Source organism: Clostridium sp. TJA020 (genome assembly GCF_058310295.1).
Genome location: NZ_JBZEFC010000004.1, coordinates 20,376 through 42,690 on the forward strand (window position 1 = coordinate 20,376; position 22,315 = coordinate 42,690).

Here is a 22,315-nt window from a genome sequence, read left to right on the forward strand (position 1 = left end):
ATAAAATATATTAACAAATTATCTATATTTTTACTATTTATTTTTGTTTTATTTATTTAAAATCTATACTAAAGACTTTATTTTTATAAGAAATACATGATTTTTAAATATATTTTTATATTTTTTTATTAAAAGAAATATTTTCGAAATAAATTTCTTGACATTATGTATTAAAATAATATATGGAAGCATTTTATAAGGAGGAACTATGGGTAATTTTGATAAAAGGCTTAAAAAAGCCAAAGATTTATATGATAATAAAAATTATAAAGAAGTCTTAAAAATATGCGATAAAATACTTGAAAAAGAATACAATAATGAACAAGCTCTTGAACTTGAAGGAGAGGCTCTTTTAAAACTTGGTAGAATAGAAGAAGCTGTACTTAATTGGCAAATAAATGCAGAATATAATAATAACCCTACTGCTAAGATGCGCCTTCAAGATGTAGATGATGAAACTAAACAAAGAGCTTTAAATTTAACTTTAAATTTAAGTAATTTAAGTAAGTTTATTAATTCTGAAGCAAAAAAAATAGAAAAACAAAAAAAAGAAGCTAAAAAGATAGAACATAAAAAAGAAGAAGCTAAAGATAATAAAAATCCAAAAATTTTAGAACAAAAAGAACCTTTAGCAAAAAATACCATTATAAATAACGAACCTAAAGAAAAAGATTTAGAAAATAAAAATAATAAAAAACAATTTGAAACTAATATAGAAAATAAACAAGTAGTAAATGACAAGGAAGATAATAAAAAAGATTTAAGAAAAGATGAGTCTAATTCTAAAAAAATAGAAAAAGATTCTAATAGAGAAAATTCTAAAACTAAAGATTTAAATGCTTCTACTAAAGAAGAAACAGCAGATAAAAATAAAACAAAAAATGATAAACCTTCAAATAAAGGTAAAAAGTCTGCAATAATAGCTGTTTGTGCTCTTATTGTTGTAATAAGTAGTTACGTTGGAATCAAACACTTTAAAGCACCAGCTAATAATGAAACTAAACAAGAGCAAACTGAAGAAAAAGCAAAAATGTCAGCTGAGGAGCTTAATAGTAAACTTTCAGATGCAATATCAAAAAATGATTATAATGAAATTTATACTTTACTAGAAGAAAATCCACAAAATACTATTACTGATGCTACTAAAGAAAATTATGATAAGGCTCTTGAACTTATGAAAACTAAAGGAATAGAAAAATTCTATAACGAAGGACTAGAGCAATACAAATTTAAAACTTATGATAAAGCGTTAGATAGTTTTACCAAGGCTTATAAATACTGCAATGGTAGTTATTTAGAACCTCATATTTTATATTTTCTTGGATCTACATATAATTCAATTGATAAAAAAGATGATGGAGCTAAATATTTCCAAGAATATTTAGATAAATATCCTCATTCAGACTTATATACAGCTGAAATATTATATAATTTATCACTTTATTATCATAACAAAGGTGATAACAAGAAAGCTAAAGAATATGCTCAACACATTGAAAATTCATATCCAAGCTCACCTTACTATAATGATGTAACTAAAGATATTTTATATAAATAATAAAAAAGATTAACAGTTAGAAAATTTTATCTTTCTGTTAATCTTTTTATTTTAATATTATTTATTTATATTTTCATTTTCTTTACTATTTTTATTATCATTATTTTTATCAATATTATCTTTTGATTCAAAATAACTCATAGGTGCATTTTTTATTACTTTGAACTTATATCCAGCATCTTTATAAATTTTTATTACCTCTGGTAAAGCATCAACTGTAGTCTTCTTTGCTGCTGCATCATGCATTAATAAAACAATATGTTTTAAACTTCCTTTTGTAGACTTTCTTGCACCATTTATTAAAGTACTTACAGGAAGGTTATTTCCTGTAGCATCTCCAGTTTCAGCATTCCAATCTATTGATATTATACCTTCTTTTTTGAAATCCTCATTTAAAGCCTTTAAGTGTGAGTCACGATAGTATTTTCTTGACATATATCCACCTGGCATTCTTATTACTCTAGTACTAAAATCTTTTCCTAGAATTTCTTTCATCATTTCATTATTTTCATTTAACTCTTTCATAAATACTGGAACACTAACACTATTTCCTGGATATAATTTATGATAATTATGGCTTACTGTATGATTTGCTATTGCATTTCCGTCTAATAATTCTTCTTTTAAAAGTTGTTTATTTTCTTCACTTTCTTTTAATTGATTACCCATTATAAAGAAAGTAGCATGTACATCATTTTCTTTTAATATTTTTAATATTTTACTTGTATTTTCACTAGGACCATCATCAAATGTTAAAAATACTTCTTTTTCATCATTCACTTTATTTCTAGTTTCTATCATATCATAAACATCATTTGCTGGAACTGCATATTTATCTGCTGCATAAATAATATTTTGTCCTGGTATTACATCAGTTGGCTCTGGTTTTTTAACTTCTTCTTGTTTAGCTTGTACTTTTTTATTATTTTCTAAATCAGCTTCACTTTTATGATGGGCAAAAGCATAAGTTCCTGCTCCTAAAATAACAATTAAAGCTGCCACTCCTATTGTAATAATTCTTCTTCTCTTAAATGCTTTGTTTTTTCTTTTACTTCTGTTTGAATAATTCATTTTTATTTATCCACCTGTTTCTATATAAATATTTAATTTAAGTAAATTTAATGTAAAATCAATTACTATTTTATACTTTAATTCTTCATTAAAGATTACTATTTGGAAACAAAATCATTAATTCATATAAGTTTAACACTTCGTATACACCTTTGTAATTTTTGAATATATTGTTACTTATTCATACTTTATGTAATAATTTTATCGATTTTGCTATTTTCATAATTATAATTTTGAGTTATACTAATGAATAGAGAGAAATTTTTGTAATAGCAATTACTTCTCAAAATAAACAATTAAATTAAAATATTGGAGGTTTTGCACATGTTAGTTTCAGCAAAAGAAATGCTAAATAAAGCAAGAGAAGGTAAATACGCAGTTGGTCAATTCAACATCAACAACTTAGAATGGACTAAAGCTATATTATTAACTGCAGAAGAAAACAGATCACCTGTAATCCTAGGAGTATCAGAAGGTGCTGCAAAATATATGTGTGGTTACAAAACAGTAGTAGGAATGGTTAATGGAATGTTAGAAGAATTAAACATATCAGTTCCAGTTGCATTACACTTAGACCATGGTAGCTACGAAGGAGCTCACAAAGCTATTGAAGCTGGATTCTCATCAATAATGTTTGATGGATCACACTATCCATTAGCAGAAAACATAGAAAAAACTTCAGAGTTAGTTAAATTAACTAGAGGAAAAGGTTTATCATTAGAAGCTGAAGTTGGTTCAATTGGTGGAGAAGAAGACGGAGTTGTTGGAGCTGGAGAAATTGCAGATCCTCAAGAATGTAAACAAATAGCTGATTTAGGAGTTACAATGTTAGCTGCTGGAATCGGAAACATCCACGGAAAATATCCAGCAAACTGGAAAGGACTTGATTTTGATGCTTTAGCTGCTATAGAAAAAGCTACTGCTCCAATGCCATTAGTTCTTCACGGTGGTACAGGAATTCCTGATGAAATGATTAAAAAAGCTATATCACTTGGCGTTTCAAAAATCAACGTAAATACAGAATGTCAATTAGCTTTCCAAGAAGCTACTAGAAAATACATTGAAGAAGGAAAAGACCTAGAAGGAAAAGGATTCGATCCAAGAAAACTTCTTGCACCAGGATTTGAAGCAATCAAAGACATGGTTAAATCAAAAATGGAAATGTTCGGTTCAATAAACAGAGCATAATCTATATTTAAATAAAAAAGTCATCTTTATTAAAGATGACTTTTTTATTAACATTTTACTTTAATTTTTGTTTTTATTGTTTTTTTATTTATATAATCTAATATTTTATCTAAACTTTTTTTATTAGTCCAATCATGTGATTTTTCATAACAACTCAATAAAAATCTTTCTTCTTCAGTTAAAGCCCTATTTTTATTTACCAATCTATTTCTAAGTAATTTCATAGCTGTTTTATCGAAAAATTTTAACTTTTCAAAATCAAATCCACCTCTTAAATAAAATAAGGTTACATTATTTTTAAGAGCATCTTTTAAATTAAAATCTTTTATTTTATTAATTTCATTTTCGTTTCCTAATGAAAAGCCAACAGCCACTAAAATTATCTCTTTATTTATCAATTCATCAAACTTTTTTACTAAACTATCAAATCCATTTACAGAGTTTGAATATACACCACCGACATAAATTATACTATCATATTTTTTTAAATCTTTTAAAGAAACTTTGTCTTTTTCAAACATATCACACTTTAATTCATCTTTAATCCAACTAGCATACTTCTTTGAACTTCCATACTTAGATTTATATAATATAACTACATTTTCAAATACCATAAAACCCCTCCCATATACCCTCTATAAATATTATATTTTAAAAAAACATTTTTTTCCAATATTTAATTTGTACTTAAATAAAAAAAATAGCCTTAAAAACATAATATGTTTCCAAAGCTATTTTTTCCTTTAAATTAATTCAAGTATTTCTAACCCATTTTTAAAATGTGCGTATGAGGCTTCACACTCCACTATCTTATTAACTTCTACTTCTTTTTCCTGCCATCCTCTTAATGCATCAAATGTAAGCATTGTTTTTTTATACAATTCAAAAGGCTTGTGTATACAATTATTTAATTCATTTTTTCCAATATGCAAGATAACATGAATATCTTTTATAATATTTATATTTAATCCCATTAAATATTCAATAAGCTTGTCCTTTTTTCCTTCATTGTGATACTTATCAAGTTCGTTTGATGCTCTTTGTAATTCTACATAATTATCTTTTAACATATAATCACCTCATGAAAATTTGAATAACTATTTTATTATATCACTATAATTTTAAAAATAAATAGAAAAGAGCTAAACTTTTTAGTTTAGCTCTTTGAAAAATCTAACAATTAATCAAATCTTCTACATTTTTTGCACTAGTATTAATTTTAAATATTATATCATTATCAATTCTAAGTTTACATTCCTCATTATTTACTTTTATTTGATTAAGACTTAAACTTCCATCAGGAGATAATTCTTTATATCTTGTTGATGAAATATATATATTAAATTTTTTATCTTTTGCTCCTGTAATTTTAATAATAGTTCCATCAGTTGATTTACTTTTAACCTTTATGTGTATAATATTATTTCCTTTACTAGCACATCCTGATAATCCATCTACTGGAATCTTAGTAATAGATGCTTTTCCATGCATAGTAAGCCATCCACCACTTAATTCTATTTTAGTCATTAATTCTAAATCATAATTTTCATCTAACTTTTTTAGTATATTTCCTAAATCATTTATATTTAAATTATATTTCATATTCAAACCCTCTTTTCTTAAGTAATCACTATTTCTAATTAATAGTATATATTGTTGAAAAAATTTTATCAATATACACTAAAATTTATTCATCAATTAATTTTGATAACAAATATTTTTTTATAGAAACTCCATCAACGTTTGTAATTACAGTTTCTGTTGATTTATTAATTTTTTTTATATTACTCAAAATAACTTGCCCTTCTTTTTCGCCTTTATTAGTTATTACTTCTAAATTAGTATCTATAGATTTTTTTACTAAATTAGGATGAGTAAAAACTGCTATAACCAATGGGTCTGCAAATCCAACACCTTTTTTCCCTTTAAGTTTGCAAACTGTACAAATTTCTTTACATATATCAAGAACAAATTTTACAGTATTTGAATCTAATTTTTTTAAAGCATTAATTTCATCATAAGTTATAATTCCATCGCCTATCGCTACATCCCATCCTAATATTACTTGTGGAACATCTATTTCCATAACTATCTTTAATGCATCGGGATCAGCATAAGCATTAAATTCTGCAAATTCAGTAATATTTCCTCCACCCTCTATTCCATTTCCAACCATTAATGTTATCGACTTTAATTTTCTCATAATTTCAGGTGCAAGTAAATATGCATAAGCAATATTTGTAAGTGGTCCAAGAGTTACTAGCTCAATCTCATAGGGATTTTCCTGTATAATTCTCAAAATAGCTTTTACTGCATGCTCTCTCTCTGCCTTTAATTTATTTGGATGAAAGTTTGTATTACCTAAGCCATCTTTTCCATGAATATCTTTTGCTTCTACCTGTTCCTTAATTAATGGTTTACTAAGTCCCTTATAAACTGGCGGTGCATAAGTTTTAGCTTTTTCTATTGCAATTAATGCATTTTCTGTAGCTCTTTCTACATCTACATTTCCAGCTACAGTTGTTATAGCAAGCACTTTTATACTTTTTTCTCTAAGAGCTGTAATTATAGCAACAGCATCATCTGAAGCTGTATCTGTATCAATAATTATTTTTCTCATAATATCACCTAAAAATTACTTTTTATTTCATTATATTTTGCTTATATACTTTTGTTTCTGTAAATATTTTAAATATATACTCTTCAAAATAAAATATAAAAATAAGCTTAAAAATTGAAAGTACAATTCTTAAGCTTATAAAACAAAATTATTTCTTAATGTAATTTTCTAAAGCATCCATAGCAAGAATATATCCATATTCACCGAAGCCAGATATTTGCCCTATACATGCTGGTGCTGTTTTTGATTCTCTTCTAAATTCTTCTCTTGAATGTATATTAGAAAGATGAACCTCAACTGTCGGAACTTGATATATAGATTTTATAGCATCATGTATAGCATAACTATAATGTGTATATGCACCTGGATTTATTATTACTCCATCATAATTTTCAAAATATGCCTTTTGAAGAAAATCAATTATTTCTCCTTCTGAATTACTTTGATATAATACTAATTCATGATTTTTCTTTATAGCTTCTTTTTCTATAAATTCACAAATATCTTTAAAAGTTTTTATACCATATATATCTTTTTCTCTTACACCTATCATATTTAAATTAGGTCCATTAATTATCATAAATTTCATATATAAAAATCCTCCACCAAAACTGCTACATATAATCTTTAGTGTCTGTCTTTAGACCTTTTTTATCAAGTCTAGCTTCAACAATTTCTTTAATTATAGAATATAATACTGCAAAAAGTGGAACTCCTATTACCATTCCTACAAATCCTAAAAACTTCCCTGCTACTAATATTGAAAATAAAATCCAAAATGCAGATATTCCAATTGAATCACCAAGTATTTTAGGACCAATAATATTACCGTCTAGTTGTTGAATTATAAATATTATAACAATAAGCCAAAAAGCTTTTGTTGGTGAAACAAATAATACTATTATAACTGATGGTATAGCCCCTATAAATGGTCCAAAAAAAGGAATTATGTTAGTTATTCCTATTATTACTGACAATAGAAGTGTATATGGCATTTTTACTATAGTTAATATTATGAATGTTAAAATGGCAATTATAAATGAATCCAAAATTTTTCCACTTAAAAACTTTCCAAATGTTTCATTGCTTCTATGTGTTAATTCAATAGTCTTTTCGGCTGCCTTTTTATTAAATATTGCATAAGTTATTTTTTTTGCTAATGCAAAAAACTTTTCTTTTTCTATTAATAAATAAATAGATACTATAATACCTAAAACTATATTCCATATGCTTGATAAAACAGTAGTTAATCCTGCACCAAGCATTGGTAATAAATTAGTAGATGCTTTTATTACATAATCTAATATATTATTAAATTTTTCATTTATTATAGTTAAATAATGCTCTTGAAGGTCAAGACTTGCGATAGTTTGATTTATAAATTTACTAGTATTATCAATATAACTTGGTATATCATTTACTAATCCAACTATGCTATCAATAAGTTGTGGAAGTACAAATTGAATAAACAATCCTATTACTATAAACGCAGTCATATATGTAAATAATAATCCAATACCTCTTTTTGATTTAAGCTTTTTAAATACACCTTTTTTTAATATTTTATTTTCATAAAATCTTAGAACAAAATCTAAAAGATAAGCCATTGCAAATCCCCATATAAATGGTTTAAATATATTAACTACACCACTTATTTTATCTAATAAATGTCCAAGTTGAGACATAGCTAAATAAAATACTATTACTGCACATACAGAAATAACAGCATAAACTGATATAGTTGTATATTTTCTATTCCAATCTACTTTCATTGTATTACCTCTTTTTCCATTTAGTATCATTTTTTATTATAACATAAATTTAATTAAGTAATTCTAAAATAATTCTTATAATTATATTTCTAAAAATAAAGTAGTCTATATTAAGTAATTTTAACTTAATATAGACCTCCATTTAATAGCTTCTTTTAAGTAACTTTTCAGTTACTTCTTTTAATATATATTTATACTCATTTTCTGGCAATTTATCTATATTTTTAAATGCCTTATTTGAATACTTTTCAGCAAGAATTATAGATTCACTTATACCATCATTTTCCTTGACTAAATTTATTATTTTATTAACTTCCTCATTAGAATAAAATTCCTTATCTAATAAATTTTCAAATACTTCTTTATTATTTTTTAATGCTAATAATAATGGTAAAGTATATATTCCATCCTTTAAATCATTTCCTGATTTTTTTCCTATTTCCTCATCTGTACCTATGTAATCTAATATATCATCAATTATTTGAAATGCCATCCCTATATTATGTCCTATCTCCCAAAACAGTCTACAAATCTTTTTATCACATGAACTTTCAGCTGCACCTATATAAAAACTAAGCGAAAAAAGTTCTGCTGTTTTTCCTGATATTCTCTTTAAATAATCTTTTATTGATACATTTCTATTAAATCTTGAATTTAACTGCTCAACCTCTCCCAAACAAATTCTAGACATAACTTTAGCATCAACATCAATTCCCCTTTCTATTGATGATGTTGTCCCAAGTATCCTAAAACATAAACAAAATAAATAATCACCTATATATACAGCATAATTTTTACCATATTTAGATTGAACAGTTTCCTTTCCCCTTCTAAGAGGTGCATCATCTATTACATCATCATGAACTAATGTTGCCATATGAAACATCTCTACAACAGAAGCAAGTGCCCTTACTCTTTCCTCATTATAATCTCCAAATTTTGAAGCAATAATCAAAAAGGCAGGCCTTAACATTTTACCACCTGAATTTAATAAATCTAATATACTCTTTTCTATAACTTTGTCCTTACATTTTGCATTTAAACTTATTTGTTTTTTTACTTCTTCTATTTCTTTATTTATAATAGGATAATCAGTCCAAAAATTCCCCATTTTTCTCCCTCGTTTTCTATATAAATACTTTATTAATATAAAGTCTGATAATATAACTTATAAAAATACTATTATCACACACTACATTAATATTTTTATATAAAGTAGAGAATAAATCATTCTCTACTTTATAATAATTAAATACTAATTACTTACCATGTATTTCATATATTGGTTCTCTTTTTCCCATCCATAAGTTACCAACAATTTTATTAATCCAAGGCATTACATAATAGTCTAATCCAAATGTTCTTCCAGCTCCACACATTAAAGCAATACTACCAAATGTAAACCATAATATATCCCATCCTGCCATTGCAGAGAATATAAAGTTAACAGTCATAAATGCTGATGCTGCTGATGCTAAAAATGTAAATAATCCAGCTATTAAACATAACCCTATAGCAATTTCTGTTAACACAACTATCCTTTGGAACCAAACTGCCACTTCAGGATTTGGCATAAATATCTCCATTATAGATTCATAAAACTTTGGCATACTATCAAATATAGGTGTTGGCATATTTGATACAGCTGCATCAGTTGTAGCTGCTGATGCTCCAGTAACAGTATCTTGAAGCCAAGAAAATGGCATCTTTACATTCCCCATCTTCATCCAGCTATCCCATCCGATTGTCATATTATCAAATAAAGATTGGATGTAAGCACCTATACTTCCACCAGCTGCATCTGATGCACTTGATGCAGATTCAAATGCTTTCTTCCATGTTTCTTCTCCAATTAATTTTTTAAGACCTTCAATAAGCCATAAAGATCCTATATATATTCTAAGAGGAACAAGCCATAACCTATTTCCTTTTGAAGATAAATGACCTCGCATTATACATCTTCTTTCCTTCATAGCAAAGAACTCATGTTGAAGATAATTATATACGGCATGTACATTATTAACTCCGAATAAATAGACCATATTTATAAGATGTTTCATCACCATAGCAAAAAATCCTGATAACTTAATTCCCATAAGGTCTGCTACTGCATATCTTCCACCTATAGATACCATGAAACCATGATAACTTGATTTAAATTCAACTTTTTCTTTATTTTCTATTGATGCTATTATATTTTTAGCAGCTGTTGTTGCAGTTTGTTCTGCTGCTTCAACTATTTGAGGATTTGATTTTCCTCCATTTTCCTCAACATATGCTACATCTCCAACAACATATACATTTTCTTTTCCTTCAGCTTGCATATATTTATTAGCTAAGTATCTTCCTGCTTTAGCTTTCTTTACATCAACATCTTCTAAGTCTTGATTTGCTTGTACACCACACGTCCATATTAATGTTTCTGTTGGAATCACTTTTCCATCTTTTAATTTAATAGTATTTTTAGTTACTTCAACTATTGGCGAGTTTTTAAGAATAGAAACACCATGCTTAACCATATATTTTTCAGCTTTATCTGCTTGCTTTCTATCAAGCATATTTAATATTGTTGACATAGCTTCAACAACTAATATCTTTATTTCATCTTCACAAACTCTATATTCTCTAGCTAAAGTAGTTTTCCACTCTAGTAACTCTCCAGCCATTTCTATTCCAGTAAACCCAGATCCTGCCACAACAAATGTAAGCATTCTTTTTCTTTTTTCTGAATTTCTTTCAAATGAAGCTTCTTTAACTCTATTTTTAATATGCTTCTTTATTTTTAGGGCATCTTCTAAAGACCATAAAGTAAATCCATTTTCCTTTACACCTGGAACTCCAAAAAATGCAGGCTCACTACCTATTCCAACCATTAGATAATCATATTTGTATTCACCTTGCTTTGTAGTAACTACATTATTATCAGTATCTACATTTTCAATAAAATCAACAACAACTTTTACTTTCGTTCTATGAAATATTCTTGAAAGTTCTACTTTAACAGATTCCTCTGGTACTCTTCCACCAGCAACTTCATGTAATTCTGTCATTAGTGTATGATACGGATTTTTATCAATTAATGTAATTTCAACATCGTTATTCTTTTTATACTTTTTTGCTAATTTTTTAGCTGCATGAACCCCTGCATAACCTGCACCCAAAATAACAATTTTAGTTGACATATTATTCCCTCTCTTCTTTAATTTTGTTTTTAATATTTTAATTTAACTTCTTTAGCATGTTTATTCTATAAGTTAAACTTATTACTGTCTATATTTGTTTATTAATTAACAAACAATCTTTTTAAATATAAACCTTATATTTAAATTCCCCTTAACCCTTAAAAATAGCCAACTAATCCCCTACTAATTTCAATGAATATCATAATTTTTTTTTATATATCATAATAAATTTAAATATCTAATATATTAAAAATAACAAAATTGCCAATTAAAGCTAATATATATGCAAAATTTATAATGACAAAATTTTTTACTGCCAATACAAAAGTTTCTGATTTAATTTGCTTATTTTCAAATTCTTTTATATTCTTGTTTACGATAGGAATAGTAAAAAAAACTATAATTGATGTTATAGGTAAAATTTTTAAAATAATTGATATTAAAATTGCAAAGTATCCAAAATAATATAGTATTTTATATAATTTTATAGCAAAATCTTCTCCTATATAATATGGCAACGTGAACCTTGATACTTTTTTATCATCTTCTAAATCACATATGTTATTAGATAACATTATATTAGCTATTCCTGTTATTAAAGGTATACTTACTAAAAATATGCTAATAGTTTCAAAAATATTGATTTTTGCTATAAATTCACCATTTAATATACTTATTGAAAAATATCCTAAATCAAATATATTAATATATATAGTTAAAAATGTAATTAAGAACCCCATAAATAATCCTGAAAAAACTTCTCCAAGAGGCATTCTTGATATAGGTATTGGTCCAAAAGTATAAAATATTCCTATAAAAAAGCATATTACTCCTAAAAATAATACTAACAAACTTGTCCTAACAGTTAATATTATTCCAAATATTATAGATATAAATAGTAATGTATATATAGTTATAATCCCTTTCTTTTTAGAAATTTTATGAATAAACATTGGATTTTTACCAAAATATTTTCCATTACTATGTTTTATTTCGTTTTCATAATCACAATAATTATTTATTGCAGTTGTTACCATATCAAAACATATCATTGATATAAACATAAATATTAAATTCGCTAAGTCTACCTTTCCATATCTGTATATACTATATAAAGTTCCAAATAAAAATGGAATTAAGCTAGCTATTTTTGTCTGTATTTCAACAAAACTTAAATATCCTTTTAAAGTCATATTGCTCACCTATTTAAACCGCTATATTTTTATTATCATAATTTAAAACTTTTTCTAAATCTTTAATAAATATATTTATTTTCTTTTTAATTCTATTCTCAATATTTTTTCTATAAGTTATAAATAAGTCATATGACTTTTCATAATTTTTAAAGCCTAAATCTATAAACTCCCCTGACTCTATCTCTGACCTTACAGCTATTTTAGGAACTATTGCTAAAGTATTGCTATTATTTAAATATTCTTTTATAGTGCTTAAGCAATTACTTCTTAAGGTTATATTAATGTTATCAAAGTCTCTAATGCTATTTAAAATATTACTTCTTCCATCATCTAATATAGCTACTGATTGATTAGATATGTTTTCTTCTTTTATTTTTTCTCTGCTTATAAATATAAGGTTATCACTTCCTATATAATTTGATGATAAATCTACATCATATATCATATTGCACCCTACAACTATATCTGACTTATTATGAAGTAATAAAGATTGTTGATTACTTTCCCAATTATTATTTATATTAACATTAAAATTTTTAAATATTTTCCCTATATCTTTTGCAATTCTAGAAACTAAGAAATTTGCTGATATATTAGCATTTGTTATTTCAAGGTCGTATTTTAAAGAATTTTTTATATTTACATCTTGTACCATATTATTATGATAATTTAAAATTTTCTTTGCGTAATTATACACTATCTTCCCTTGCTCTGTTAATTCTACACCTCTATTACTTCTTTCTAATAATTTTGCTCCAAGCTCTTTTTCTAATTTTAAAAGTTGATGACTTAGTGCGGGTTGAGATATATGTGAATTATTTGCCACCTTAGATATACTTTTTAACTCCGCTACTTCATAAAAATATTTTAAACTATCTATTTGCATGTTCCTTCCCCCTTTAATTAACTAATTTATAATTTTCATTAATTATTTTAAAGTCTTCTTTTATACCGTCTGTAACATAAACCTTCTTATCATTAGTTATAAAAATTGCATCTACTCCATCAATTTTATTAACAAACTCTATTCCTTTATCTATTCCTTTGGTAAAAACTAATGTAGATAGTGCATCTCCATCTATTGATTTATCTGATATTATAGATACTCCAGCAATATTTGTTTCATATGGGTACCCCGTTTTAGGATTTAATATATGATGATATTTTTTACCATTCTTTTCTATATACCTTTCATAAATACCACTAGTTACAACAGATTTATTAGCTACAGTAACTGTACCAATTGCATTACCTCTATCAGTAAATGGATCTTGTATACCTATCTTCCATTTATTATTTTCTTTTTTGTAACCTAATGCATATATGTTTCCACCAAGATCTATAATTGCTGAATTAACACCTTCTTCTTTAAGTATTTTTGCTATTTCATCAGCTGCATATCCTTTTGCAATGCTTCCTAAGTCTAACATCATTCCTTTTTCTTTCAAAAAAATTTCTCTATTATTTTCATCTATGTAAACATTAGAGTAATCTATACTTTTAATAGCTTGTGAAATTTCTTTTTTTGTAGGAACTTTCGCCTCAGGTAATCCTATGCTCCAAAGTTTAACTAATGGTCCTATTGTAATATCATAATCCCCATTAGAAAGTTTTGAGTATTCTAGCCCTTTCTTAACTATATTAAAACTATCTTCACTTAACTTTACAGCTTTTATTCCTGAGTTTTTATTTAAATTATCTATTTCTGTATTTGATTTATTTATACTTACTAAATTTTCCAATTCTACTATTTTATCAAATACCTTGTCCAATATTTTTTCACTTCCACCATCATAAAGAGTTACCTTTATAGATGTTCCCATAAAAAGCTCAGTTCTACTTATAGGTTCATTATCATTTTTACTTTTACATCCATAAAATCCTATACTAAATACTATAAGCATTAAAAATGTTATAATTTTAGTTTTTTTCCTCATTAAATTCTTCCCCTTTATTATTAATTTTTCTTATACTGTATTAACATTTTGTTTACAGTTCGTTTATATTTTACTTTTTTTATTAAACTTTTACAATATAAATTCTTATTTTTATTTTTCATTTTAAATTCACTTTATATTTTTATAAAATTATTTTTTATAAATTAAATTATTTATTAAATAATCATTTTTATTCAATCATTTTTATAAATAATAAAAATAAGCCAATGATCTTAAATCATTGGCTTAAAAATATATAATATTATTTAACTTCAACTAATTCTTTATCAGTTTTTCCTTCTTTTGCATTATTTAAAGCTTCTTCAAATAAAGTTTTAGCTTTAGCTGATGAATTTGTAGCACCAGTTACTGCATCAAAATCTGCTGATTGAGCTTTAACTACACCTTCTTCAATTTTAACTTCATATTCTGAAGGATTAGTGCCTGCTTTTTCTTTCATCATTTTATTGTATTCTTTATCTTCTCTCTTATCACCTTTATCAGTAAACTCATTATATTTAGCTTCTGTTATTTTTCCGTCTTTTATTGTAACTGAAGCTCTAGCTTTTCCACCATTATCATCTGCATTTTTTGTTTCAACTTCGTATGTTCCATCTTTCATAGTTGCTTCTTGTTTACTATTATCAGCTGCTGGTGCATCAGTTTGTTTATCTCCTCCACAAGCAACTAATGATAATGATAATGCAGCTGCAAATAATCCTACTAATAATTTTCTTTTCATTATTATTCCTCCTAAAAATTTATAAATAAATAAAAAAATTAACTATTTTCATCAAGGATTATACACTGAAATAATAAAACTTTATTAACGTATATTTTTATATAGTATAAAAATTTTATATTACCAATTTTTCTTGTAATAAATTAAACTTTAATTACAGATTTATTAATAAAATTAATTTATCAGGAGAAAACTAATGAAAATATTCAAAAAATTAGATATTGTTATAATAATTTTTCTTATAATAATATCCTTTACGCCTTATTTTATATCAGCTAAGGCTTTAAATAAAAACTATTCTTCCACTTACGCTAATATAAAGGTGTCTGGAAAATTATATAAAACTATTAATTTATCATCTATTAAAAATGATGAAAAAATAGTTATAAACACAGATAAAGGAACTAACACCATACTTATAAATAAATCAGGTATTAAGATGATTCATGCAGATTGTAAAGATGAACTTTGTGTAAAACAAGGAACTATAAATAAAGTAACAGAAAGTTTAGTTTGCTTACCACACGAATTAATCATTGAAATTAAAGGAGATGAAAGTACTAATGATGATGATATTATACTTTCACATTAATAAATATGAAGTTAAGTAAAACTAGTAAAATGATTTATATATCTTCTTTAGTATCTATGGCTTTAATTCTTTTTACAATTGAAAATATGATACCTGTACCATTTATAACTCCAGGAGCGAAACTTGGACTAGCCAATTTAGTTATAATGATTGCAATATATACATTAGACAACTATAAGCAATCCTTTTTAGTTTTAGCTTTAAGAATAATTCTCTCAAGCTTATTAGTAGGGAATTTATCTACATTAATTTATAGTTCAGTTGGCGGAATTTTAAGCTTTTTTGTAGCAATTTTAGTTAAAGAACTTTTTAAAGATAAAGTTTCTATAATTGGGGTAAGTGCTTCTGCTGCTGTTTTTCATAATGTTGGACAGCTCCTTGTAGCATCTTTAATCTTAAATAATTTTGGTATTTTTCTTTATTTACCTATATTATCTATAGCAGGAATAGGAACTGGAATATTTGTTGGAATATCAGCAAATTACTTACTAGCTCACTTAAGAAAATTACCTTATTTTAAAAATTAACACTAACTACACTTTATATAAAAAAACACAGATATAAAATTTTATATCTGTGTTTTTCATTAAAATATTTTTGCTATAAGCTTTTCACCATCATACATATTTTTTATTTCATTATTTTTATACATCCATTCATTACAAAAATTAAAATCATCTAACTCGAAATTTTTTCCATATTCAAACTCAAATTCTTTTAATCTCTCCGCTTCTTTAGCATCATATTTTGCATATTTTAGTCCTATTTCAACCTTTTCTTTATCTGTACTTTCATTAAATATTTTTTTAGCTTCTTCTAAAGACTTATGAAAATTTTTAACTGCTTCTTTATTTTCTATATAATAATCTTCATCAAAACACCACATAACAAGGTTTCTTTTACTTTCTCTTAAACTCCATACTTTTTTAAAACCGTAATCTTCCATTTCTGTTATAAAAGGTTCTATAGCAACTAAACCGTCTATTTTTCCACTTTTTAAAGCTTCCATGCGCTCATAAGTATTATTAATCCATATAATTTCCGGTTTTTTTACTATATCTTTTAAATCATCTTTTAAAAACAACCTAAACATCCCTTTTCTATTAACACCAAATTTTATTTTTTCTTTTTTACTATCAAATCTTTTTGATACAACTAAACTTATTGTTCTAGTTAAATTTGATGTTATAATACATCTTTTCCCTCTATCTAACATATAAAAAAAGAAAGTTAAATCTCCCATCATAGCATCAGATTCATTTTCTAAAAATGGACTTTTACCATCAAAATTAAAATCATATGGAACTTTTAAATTAACATCTATATTATACTTTTTAAATATTCCAAGTTCCTTTGCAAGAATAGCTGGAATAGATAGTGGATTTTTTCTAATTAATATTAAATTCATTTTATCCATAATAGCTTTCCTTCCTTTACTTAAATACTATAAAAAATAAAAACTCTATTGATACTAAAATATGAAAAGAATATATAAGAAGAAGTGGTCTAGGACCCCATTCTCTTCCCATTTCTTTATAAACTTCCTGTATTTTATAATAATCTTTATAGAACTTTACATATCCATAATAGTAAAATGTAAATAATCCCGTAATAAAAATTATTAAATTTATACTTCCAATAAAATATAAGATTATCCAAGAAACTACCATTACTATTCCTTCTGGAATAAGTATTTTTATTGAATTTCTAAATCCAATTACATGAGGAAGCGTTATCCTTACTCCCTTGTCTTTTATATAATCTGATGTATTATTTGTAGACATCAAAAACACAGTCATTATCATTGAAATTAAAGAATATATAAAAATTTCTAATTTAAAGCTTCCTAGTTGTATATAAGCTGATACTAATGAACTTATTAACCCAACAAAAATTCCTGAAACAATTTCTCCAACTGGATAAAGTATATATGGTTTAGGTCCTAAAGAATAACATATAGCTGCAATTAAACTTAAAATTCCTATAATAAGTATTTTTATATCTTTTGTTATTAATACAATTAAAATCCCAGTTGCTCCACCTAATGCAATCATAAGCATAAGTGCTATAATCGCATCTCTAATCTTTGCGTCTCCCCTTACTAACCCTTCACTACCTTTATGACCTGTAAATGTATCTTCATTCTCTTCATGTTTTATATAGGCTCTTATTTCATTAGCAATATTAGCTACAATGTTGAAACAAAACCCTGAAATAAACATAAGTAGTAATAATAAAACCTTTATATCACCACATAAGTAAGCTCCAAAAAGTCCTCCACTTAAAACTGGAAGTCCAGTTGCAAAGCCTGTCCTTATTTCCATAACAGTATATGCTCTTTTAAAAAAATTTCTTTCTTTCATTATTTAATACTCCCTGCTGTTATTCCTCTGTATATATACTTTTGTAAAAATAAAAAAATTAAAATCATTGGTATTATACTTATTATTACTGCTGCGCATATAACATTCCACTCTATTTTATCTGGACCTATAAATTTGAATATTGTAGTTGAAACAGTATTTAAGTTTTCTCCTGGCATATATAAAAAAGGAATGTAAAAATCATTATATATTGATATAACTTTAATCATTGCAATAGTTGCAGTGGCTGGTTTAAGTAAAGGAAATATAACTTTTTTATATAATGTAAAATAATTTCCTCCTTCTAACAAAACAGCCTTATCTATGTCCTTAGGTATTTTTTCAAGCATTTGCAAATAAATATAAATCATTAAAACATCAGCACTTAAATATAAAATTATTGGAGCTAATCTAGTATTGTATATACCTATTGCATCTATTATTTTGAATGTTGCAACTTGTGATATTTCCATAGGTACTATAGATACTAAAAGATACATAAATAAAATAATTTTTTTGTATTTAAACTGGAAACGATTAATAATAAAAGCAACCATAGATCCTATAAGTATACTTCCACCTACTCCAAATAAAATTAATACAAAAGTATTAAAAAATCCTATAAACATTTTTCCATCAATAAAAGCCTTTTTATAATTTTCAAAGTTTAAAAAACTATTAGGAATATCTATTCCATTAGTTGAATTAAACTCATTTAAAGTTTTAAATGACCCAAAAAATACTGTTATAAGTGGAATTAATATAATTAAAGCCCATAAAATTAAAATTATATATTTAATTATTTTTAAAATTATATTTTTAATATTCATATTCATCATTTTTACAAACTCTTTTCTGTATAAATGTCATAACAATAATCACAATACTAATTATTACTGCCATACTTGCTGCAAGCCCTATTTTTTTATTTTCAAAAGCAGTTTTCATAGTCATTAATAAAAATGTTGTTGTTCCATTTGAACCATTTGTCATTATCATAGGTATTTCAAATGCTGATATAGCACCTATTATAAGTAATGTAAAATTAATCTTTAATACTGTATGTATATTAGGTAATATAATATATCTAACTTTTTGGAATACTGTTGCTCCTTCAATTTCTGCTATTTTTAAATATTCCTTTGGTATAGTCTGTATGGCACCAAAATACATAATAAAACTAAATCCTGTAAATCTCCATAAGGATATACTAGCTAAAGTATAATTAACAAATCTTGGGTCACCAAGCCAATAATTTATAATATTTTCAAGTCCTAAAAAAGTTAATATTTGATCAAAAGTTCCATCAGGTGTAAAAAACATTCTAAAAATCATAGAAATTGCCACTCCACTAATTAATAATGGAAATATATAAATTCCTTTAAAAAAGTTTTTTAATTTCACCTTAAAAGATAAAATTATTGCAAGAGATAATCCAATAACAATTTGAACAACTCCAGATATAAAATAATACAAACTATTTTTAAAAACTTCTATATAATTAGGATCTGTAAATATTTTTATAAAGTTATCAAAACCTATAAACTCTTTGTTACTAGATAATCCATTCCATGAGGTAAAACTATAATTTATTAAAGATATAATAGGCAAAAAACCAAATAATACTAACAATAATATAGGAAAAAAAAGAAAGAAAAAGATAATCTTTCTTTCTTTTTTTAAAAGCTTACTTTTCATTATTTTTTACTGCTTTTTCCCACTTATTTTCTAATTCTTTTATATAATCATTATAACTTTTATTTTGATTTGGATATAAGCCTATATTTATAGTATTTTGAAGAACGTCATTAAGTCTTCCAACACCAACTTCATTAGCTATATCGCTATATAATTTATCTGTTTCTGGTGTTTCCTTTGGAACTGTAAGTATTATATTATTTTCTTCAAACATTTTCTTTTGATCAGCACTTAAACTATTTTTATCTGGGCTCATTCCACCAAATTCTTTTGCATAACCACTTTCATTTGAAATAAAGAATTCTAAAAATGCTTTTGCAGTTTCTTTATTTTCACTATTTTTATTTATTCCAACAACTGCTGGCGCCCCAAATGGTATGCTTGTTTGTCCATTAAATTTTACTGGAAATGGAGCTATTTTTATTGCTTCTTTATTGTCACCTTTAGCTAACTTTTGTATATCTGGCACCTCTTGAGATCCCATCATAAACATTGCCACTTTCCCATCAGCAAGCAATTGCATTGACTTTCCGTAATCTCCAGTTATAGGATCCTTTTCTGTTAATCCTTTTGAGGATAAATTATAAAATAAATCCATAACTTCTCTTATAGGCTGTCCTTCCTTAAATGCTGTTCCTTTTTTAAGCATTTCTGATCTATATTGCTCTCCACCATATGAAGTTAATGCTCCACCCCATACACCTAAAGTATTGTTATAGTTTGTATAAAATGGTATAGCATCAGTATTCTTTTTTATTTTTTCACAAGCTTCTATCATTTCTTCTAAAGATGTAGGCATTTTTTCTACTCCAGCTTTCTTTAAAACATTTTCATTATAAATTATACCTAATGAATTTAATGCAGCTGGAAGTCCATAAGATACTCCATTATAATCAGCTTCTGTAACATCTATATATTTTTCTTCTAAATCCTTAACATTTCCTAATGGTTCAAAATAATTTTCATATTCCTCTGGAGTTGCATTCATACTAAACGGTACAAATAAGACATCACCATAGTTTTTAGTGTTCATTCTTGTTGTAATATAATTTGTGTAATCATTTGATGATTCAAATACTACATCTTCAACTTCTGGATATTTTTCTTTAAATTTTGTTTCTATATCCTCGAATAACTTATCAGCATCAGTTCTATCAGTTACAACTGTTATAGTTCCTCCAATCTTTCCTGCTGCTTCTTTTTTCTCTGTTCCACATCCAGTAAGAACAAGTGGTAATAATATTAAAATACTAAGTAATTTTTTTCTCATTTCATTCTCCCCTCATATTTCTTTTGTTATTTTTATTAAAAATATTAGCTTCATTTAAATCAAAACTAATATATAATTCATCATTTAAATTAATATTTTCTAAATTAATTACCTTACTAGTAAATTTCTTATTTAAATAATTTAAATAAACAATATATTCGCTACCTAAGTATTCTATTTTTTCAACTTTTGCTTTTATATTTCCACTATTTAAATTAATTTTTATATTTTCTGACCTAACTCCTAAGATATACTTACCCTCATCTATATTATTTAATAAATCATTCTTTTTTAGTTTTATTGTCCCTTCAATAATTAACTCATCCTTTTTAATTTCTAAATCAAACAAATTAATTTCGGGTTTTCCTATAAATTGTGCTACAAATATATTATTTGGATTTTTATAAATTTCTTTTGGACTTCCTATTTGTTGAATAACTCCATCATTTAAAATGACAATTTTGTCTGCCATAGTTAAGGCTTCCACTTGATCATGAGTTACATATATAGTTGTTGCATTTATTTTTTTATGTAATGTTGTTATTTCATTTGATGTTTGATTTCTAAGTTTTGAATCTAAATTAGATAAAGGCTCATCCATTAAAAATAATTTAGGTTCTCTAACAATGGCACGTGCTAATGCTATTCTCTGTCTTTGACCACCAGATAAGTTTTTAGGTTTAGCATTTAAGCAATCTTGAAGATTTAATATACTAGCAGCCCACATAACTTTATTATGAATTTCTTTTTTATCAACTTTTCTTATTTTCATTCCAAATGCAATATTTTCATATGCTGTTAAATGTGGTAATAAAGCATAGTTTTGAAAAACCATTGATATATTTCTATCCTTTGGTTCAATATCATTTATAACTTTGCCATCTAGTTCTATAATTCCACTTGTAACTTCTTCAAATCCACAAATTATTTCTAAAAGAGTAGACTTTCCACTACCACTTGGACCAACTATTACAACAAATTCTCCTTTACTAATTTCTAAATTGATATTTTCCAAAGTATTAAATTTTTTCCCTTTATACCTTTTAAATAGTTCCTTAAACACTACATAACTAATTTTTATCATCTCCAAATTAATCTATCTTAAAGCATTTTAAATTATACAAAT

At 25.5% G+C, this 22,315-nt stretch carries 23 protein-coding genes; 4 read left to right on the forward strand and 19 right to left on the reverse strand.

Annotated features, from left to right (window positions below):
- Positions 1-208 precede the first annotated feature (208 nt).
- Complete coding sequence (locus tag AC4FQ1_RS08070) at positions 209-1,558, forward strand: tetratricopeptide repeat protein (protein ID WP_303129156.1); 1,350 nt, start codon at positions 209-211, stop codon at positions 1,556-1,558.
- 57 nt (positions 1,559-1,615) lie between these two features.
- Here AC4FQ1_RS08070 and AC4FQ1_RS08075 read toward each other — a convergent pair whose 3' ends face one another.
- Positions 1,616-2,629: a polysaccharide deacetylase family protein gene (locus tag AC4FQ1_RS08075; RefSeq protein ID WP_491169424.1), complete on the reverse strand. Its 1,014-nt coding sequence runs from the start codon at positions 2,627-2,629 to the stop codon at positions 1,616-1,618.
- A 324-nt stretch (positions 2,630-2,953) separates the two neighbouring features.
- On the opposite strand from AC4FQ1_RS08075, the gene fba reads away from it, so the two are divergent.
- On the forward strand, positions 2,954-3,817 hold the full coding sequence (fba, locus tag AC4FQ1_RS08080; RefSeq protein ID WP_303129153.1) for a class II fructose-1,6-bisphosphate aldolase: 864 nt from the start codon (positions 2,954-2,956) through the stop codon (positions 3,815-3,817).
- Positions 3,818-3,864: 47 nt separating this feature from the next.
- Here the strand turns inward: fba and AC4FQ1_RS08085 are convergent, their stop codons facing one another.
- From AC4FQ1_RS08085 to AC4FQ1_RS08140, 12 genes are all read right to left on the reverse strand, one after another.
- On the reverse strand, positions 3,865-4,431 hold the full coding sequence (locus AC4FQ1_RS08085) for a flavodoxin domain-containing protein (RefSeq protein WP_491169425.1): 567 nt from the start codon (positions 4,429-4,431) through the stop codon (positions 3,865-3,867).
- A gap of 129 nt (positions 4,432-4,560) precedes the next feature.
- Positions 4,561-4,887, reverse strand: coding sequence for a hypothetical protein (locus AC4FQ1_RS08090; RefSeq protein ID WP_303129150.1), 327 nt, complete (start codon positions 4,885-4,887; stop codon positions 4,561-4,563).
- A 103-nt stretch (positions 4,888-4,990) separates the two neighbouring features.
- Positions 4,991-5,419: a UDP-N-acetylglucosamine pyrophosphorylase gene (locus tag AC4FQ1_RS08095; protein WP_491169426.1), complete on the reverse strand. Its 429-nt coding sequence runs from the start codon at positions 5,417-5,419 to the stop codon at positions 4,991-4,993.
- Between the two features lie 85 nt (positions 5,420-5,504).
- A complete protein-coding gene (locus AC4FQ1_RS08100) occupies positions 5,505-6,437 on the reverse strand; it encodes a nucleoside hydrolase (RefSeq protein ID WP_303129146.1) in 933 nt (310 codons plus the stop codon).
- A gap of 148 nt (positions 6,438-6,585) precedes the next feature.
- Positions 6,586-7,026: a type II 3-dehydroquinate dehydratase gene (aroQ, locus tag AC4FQ1_RS08105; RefSeq protein ID WP_491148983.1), complete on the reverse strand. Its 441-nt coding sequence runs from the start codon at positions 7,024-7,026 to the stop codon at positions 6,586-6,588.
- Between the two features lie 25 nt (positions 7,027-7,051).
- Entirely contained in the window at positions 7,052-8,209 is a 1,158-nt protein-coding gene (locus AC4FQ1_RS08110; protein ID WP_303129143.1) for an AI-2E family transporter, read from the reverse strand.
- A 142-nt stretch (positions 8,210-8,351) separates the two neighbouring features.
- Positions 8,352-9,320 (reverse strand): polyprenyl synthetase family protein, encoded by a 969-nt coding sequence (locus tag AC4FQ1_RS08115; protein WP_303129142.1) that lies wholly within the window; start codon positions 9,318-9,320, stop codon positions 8,352-8,354.
- A 148-nt stretch (positions 9,321-9,468) separates the two neighbouring features.
- Positions 9,469-11,391 (reverse strand): FAD-dependent oxidoreductase, encoded by a 1,923-nt coding sequence (locus AC4FQ1_RS08120; protein WP_491169427.1) that lies wholly within the window; start codon positions 11,389-11,391, stop codon positions 9,469-9,471.
- A 230-nt stretch (positions 11,392-11,621) separates the two neighbouring features.
- Positions 11,622-12,584 carry a 1,4-dihydroxy-2-naphthoate polyprenyltransferase gene (locus tag AC4FQ1_RS08125; RefSeq protein ID WP_491148987.1) on the reverse strand — a complete coding sequence of 321 codons (963 nt, stop codon included), beginning with the start codon at positions 12,582-12,584 and terminating at the stop codon, positions 11,622-11,624.
- A 13-nt stretch (positions 12,585-12,597) separates the two neighbouring features.
- On the reverse strand, positions 12,598-13,473 hold the full coding sequence (locus AC4FQ1_RS08130) for a LysR family transcriptional regulator (RefSeq protein ID WP_303129136.1): 876 nt from the start codon (positions 13,471-13,473) through the stop codon (positions 12,598-12,600).
- 13 nt (positions 13,474-13,486) lie between these two features.
- Positions 13,487-14,524, reverse strand: a complete 1,038-nt coding sequence (locus tag AC4FQ1_RS08135; protein WP_491169428.1) for an FAD:protein FMN transferase — start codon at positions 14,522-14,524, stop codon at positions 13,487-13,489.
- Between the two features lie 262 nt (positions 14,525-14,786).
- On the reverse strand, positions 14,787-15,266 hold the full coding sequence (locus AC4FQ1_RS08140) for an FMN-binding protein (protein ID WP_303129134.1): 480 nt from the start codon (positions 15,264-15,266) through the stop codon (positions 14,787-14,789).
- A gap of 196 nt (positions 15,267-15,462) precedes the next feature.
- On the opposite strand from AC4FQ1_RS08140, the gene AC4FQ1_RS08145 reads away from it, so the two are divergent.
- Both AC4FQ1_RS08145 and AC4FQ1_RS08150 read left to right on the forward strand, forming a co-directional pair.
- On the forward strand, positions 15,463-15,858 hold the full coding sequence (locus AC4FQ1_RS08145) for a NusG domain II-containing protein (RefSeq protein ID WP_303129132.1): 396 nt from the start codon (positions 15,463-15,465) through the stop codon (positions 15,856-15,858).
- A gap of 5 nt (positions 15,859-15,863) precedes the next feature.
- Entirely contained in the window at positions 15,864-16,385 is a 522-nt protein-coding gene (locus AC4FQ1_RS08150; protein WP_491169429.1) for a Gx transporter family protein, read from the forward strand.
- A gap of 59 nt (positions 16,386-16,444) precedes the next feature.
- Here the strand turns inward: AC4FQ1_RS08150 and AC4FQ1_RS08155 are convergent, their stop codons facing one another.
- From AC4FQ1_RS08155 to AC4FQ1_RS08180, 6 genes are read right to left on the reverse strand one after another with little or no spacing between them, the layout of a single operon-like run.
- A complete protein-coding gene (locus tag AC4FQ1_RS08155) occupies positions 16,445-17,275 on the reverse strand; it encodes an ABC transporter substrate-binding protein (protein WP_491169430.1) in 831 nt (276 codons plus the stop codon).
- A 16-nt stretch (positions 17,276-17,291) separates the two neighbouring features.
- Complete coding sequence (locus tag AC4FQ1_RS08160; protein WP_491169431.1) at positions 17,292-18,221, reverse strand: prenyltransferase; 930 nt, start codon at positions 18,219-18,221, stop codon at positions 17,292-17,294.
- Entirely contained in the window at positions 18,221-19,060 is an 840-nt protein-coding gene (locus AC4FQ1_RS08165) for a carbohydrate ABC transporter permease (RefSeq protein ID WP_303129126.1), read from the reverse strand. Before AC4FQ1_RS08165 ends, AC4FQ1_RS08160 begins: the two co-directional genes overlap by 1 nt.
- A complete protein-coding gene (locus AC4FQ1_RS08170) occupies positions 19,041-19,853 on the reverse strand; it encodes a carbohydrate ABC transporter permease (RefSeq protein WP_491169432.1) in 813 nt (270 codons plus the stop codon). Before AC4FQ1_RS08170 ends, AC4FQ1_RS08165 begins: the two co-directional genes overlap by 20 nt.
- Positions 19,854-19,908: 55 nt before the next feature.
- Positions 19,909-21,189, reverse strand: coding sequence for an ABC transporter substrate-binding protein (locus AC4FQ1_RS08175; protein ID WP_491148995.1), 1,281 nt, complete (start codon positions 21,187-21,189; stop codon positions 19,909-19,911).
- A gap of 1 nt (position 21,190) precedes the next feature.
- Entirely contained in the window at positions 21,191-22,204 is a 1,014-nt protein-coding gene (locus AC4FQ1_RS08180) for an ABC transporter ATP-binding protein (RefSeq protein ID WP_491169433.1), read from the reverse strand.
- Positions 22,205-22,315 lie beyond the last annotated feature (111 nt).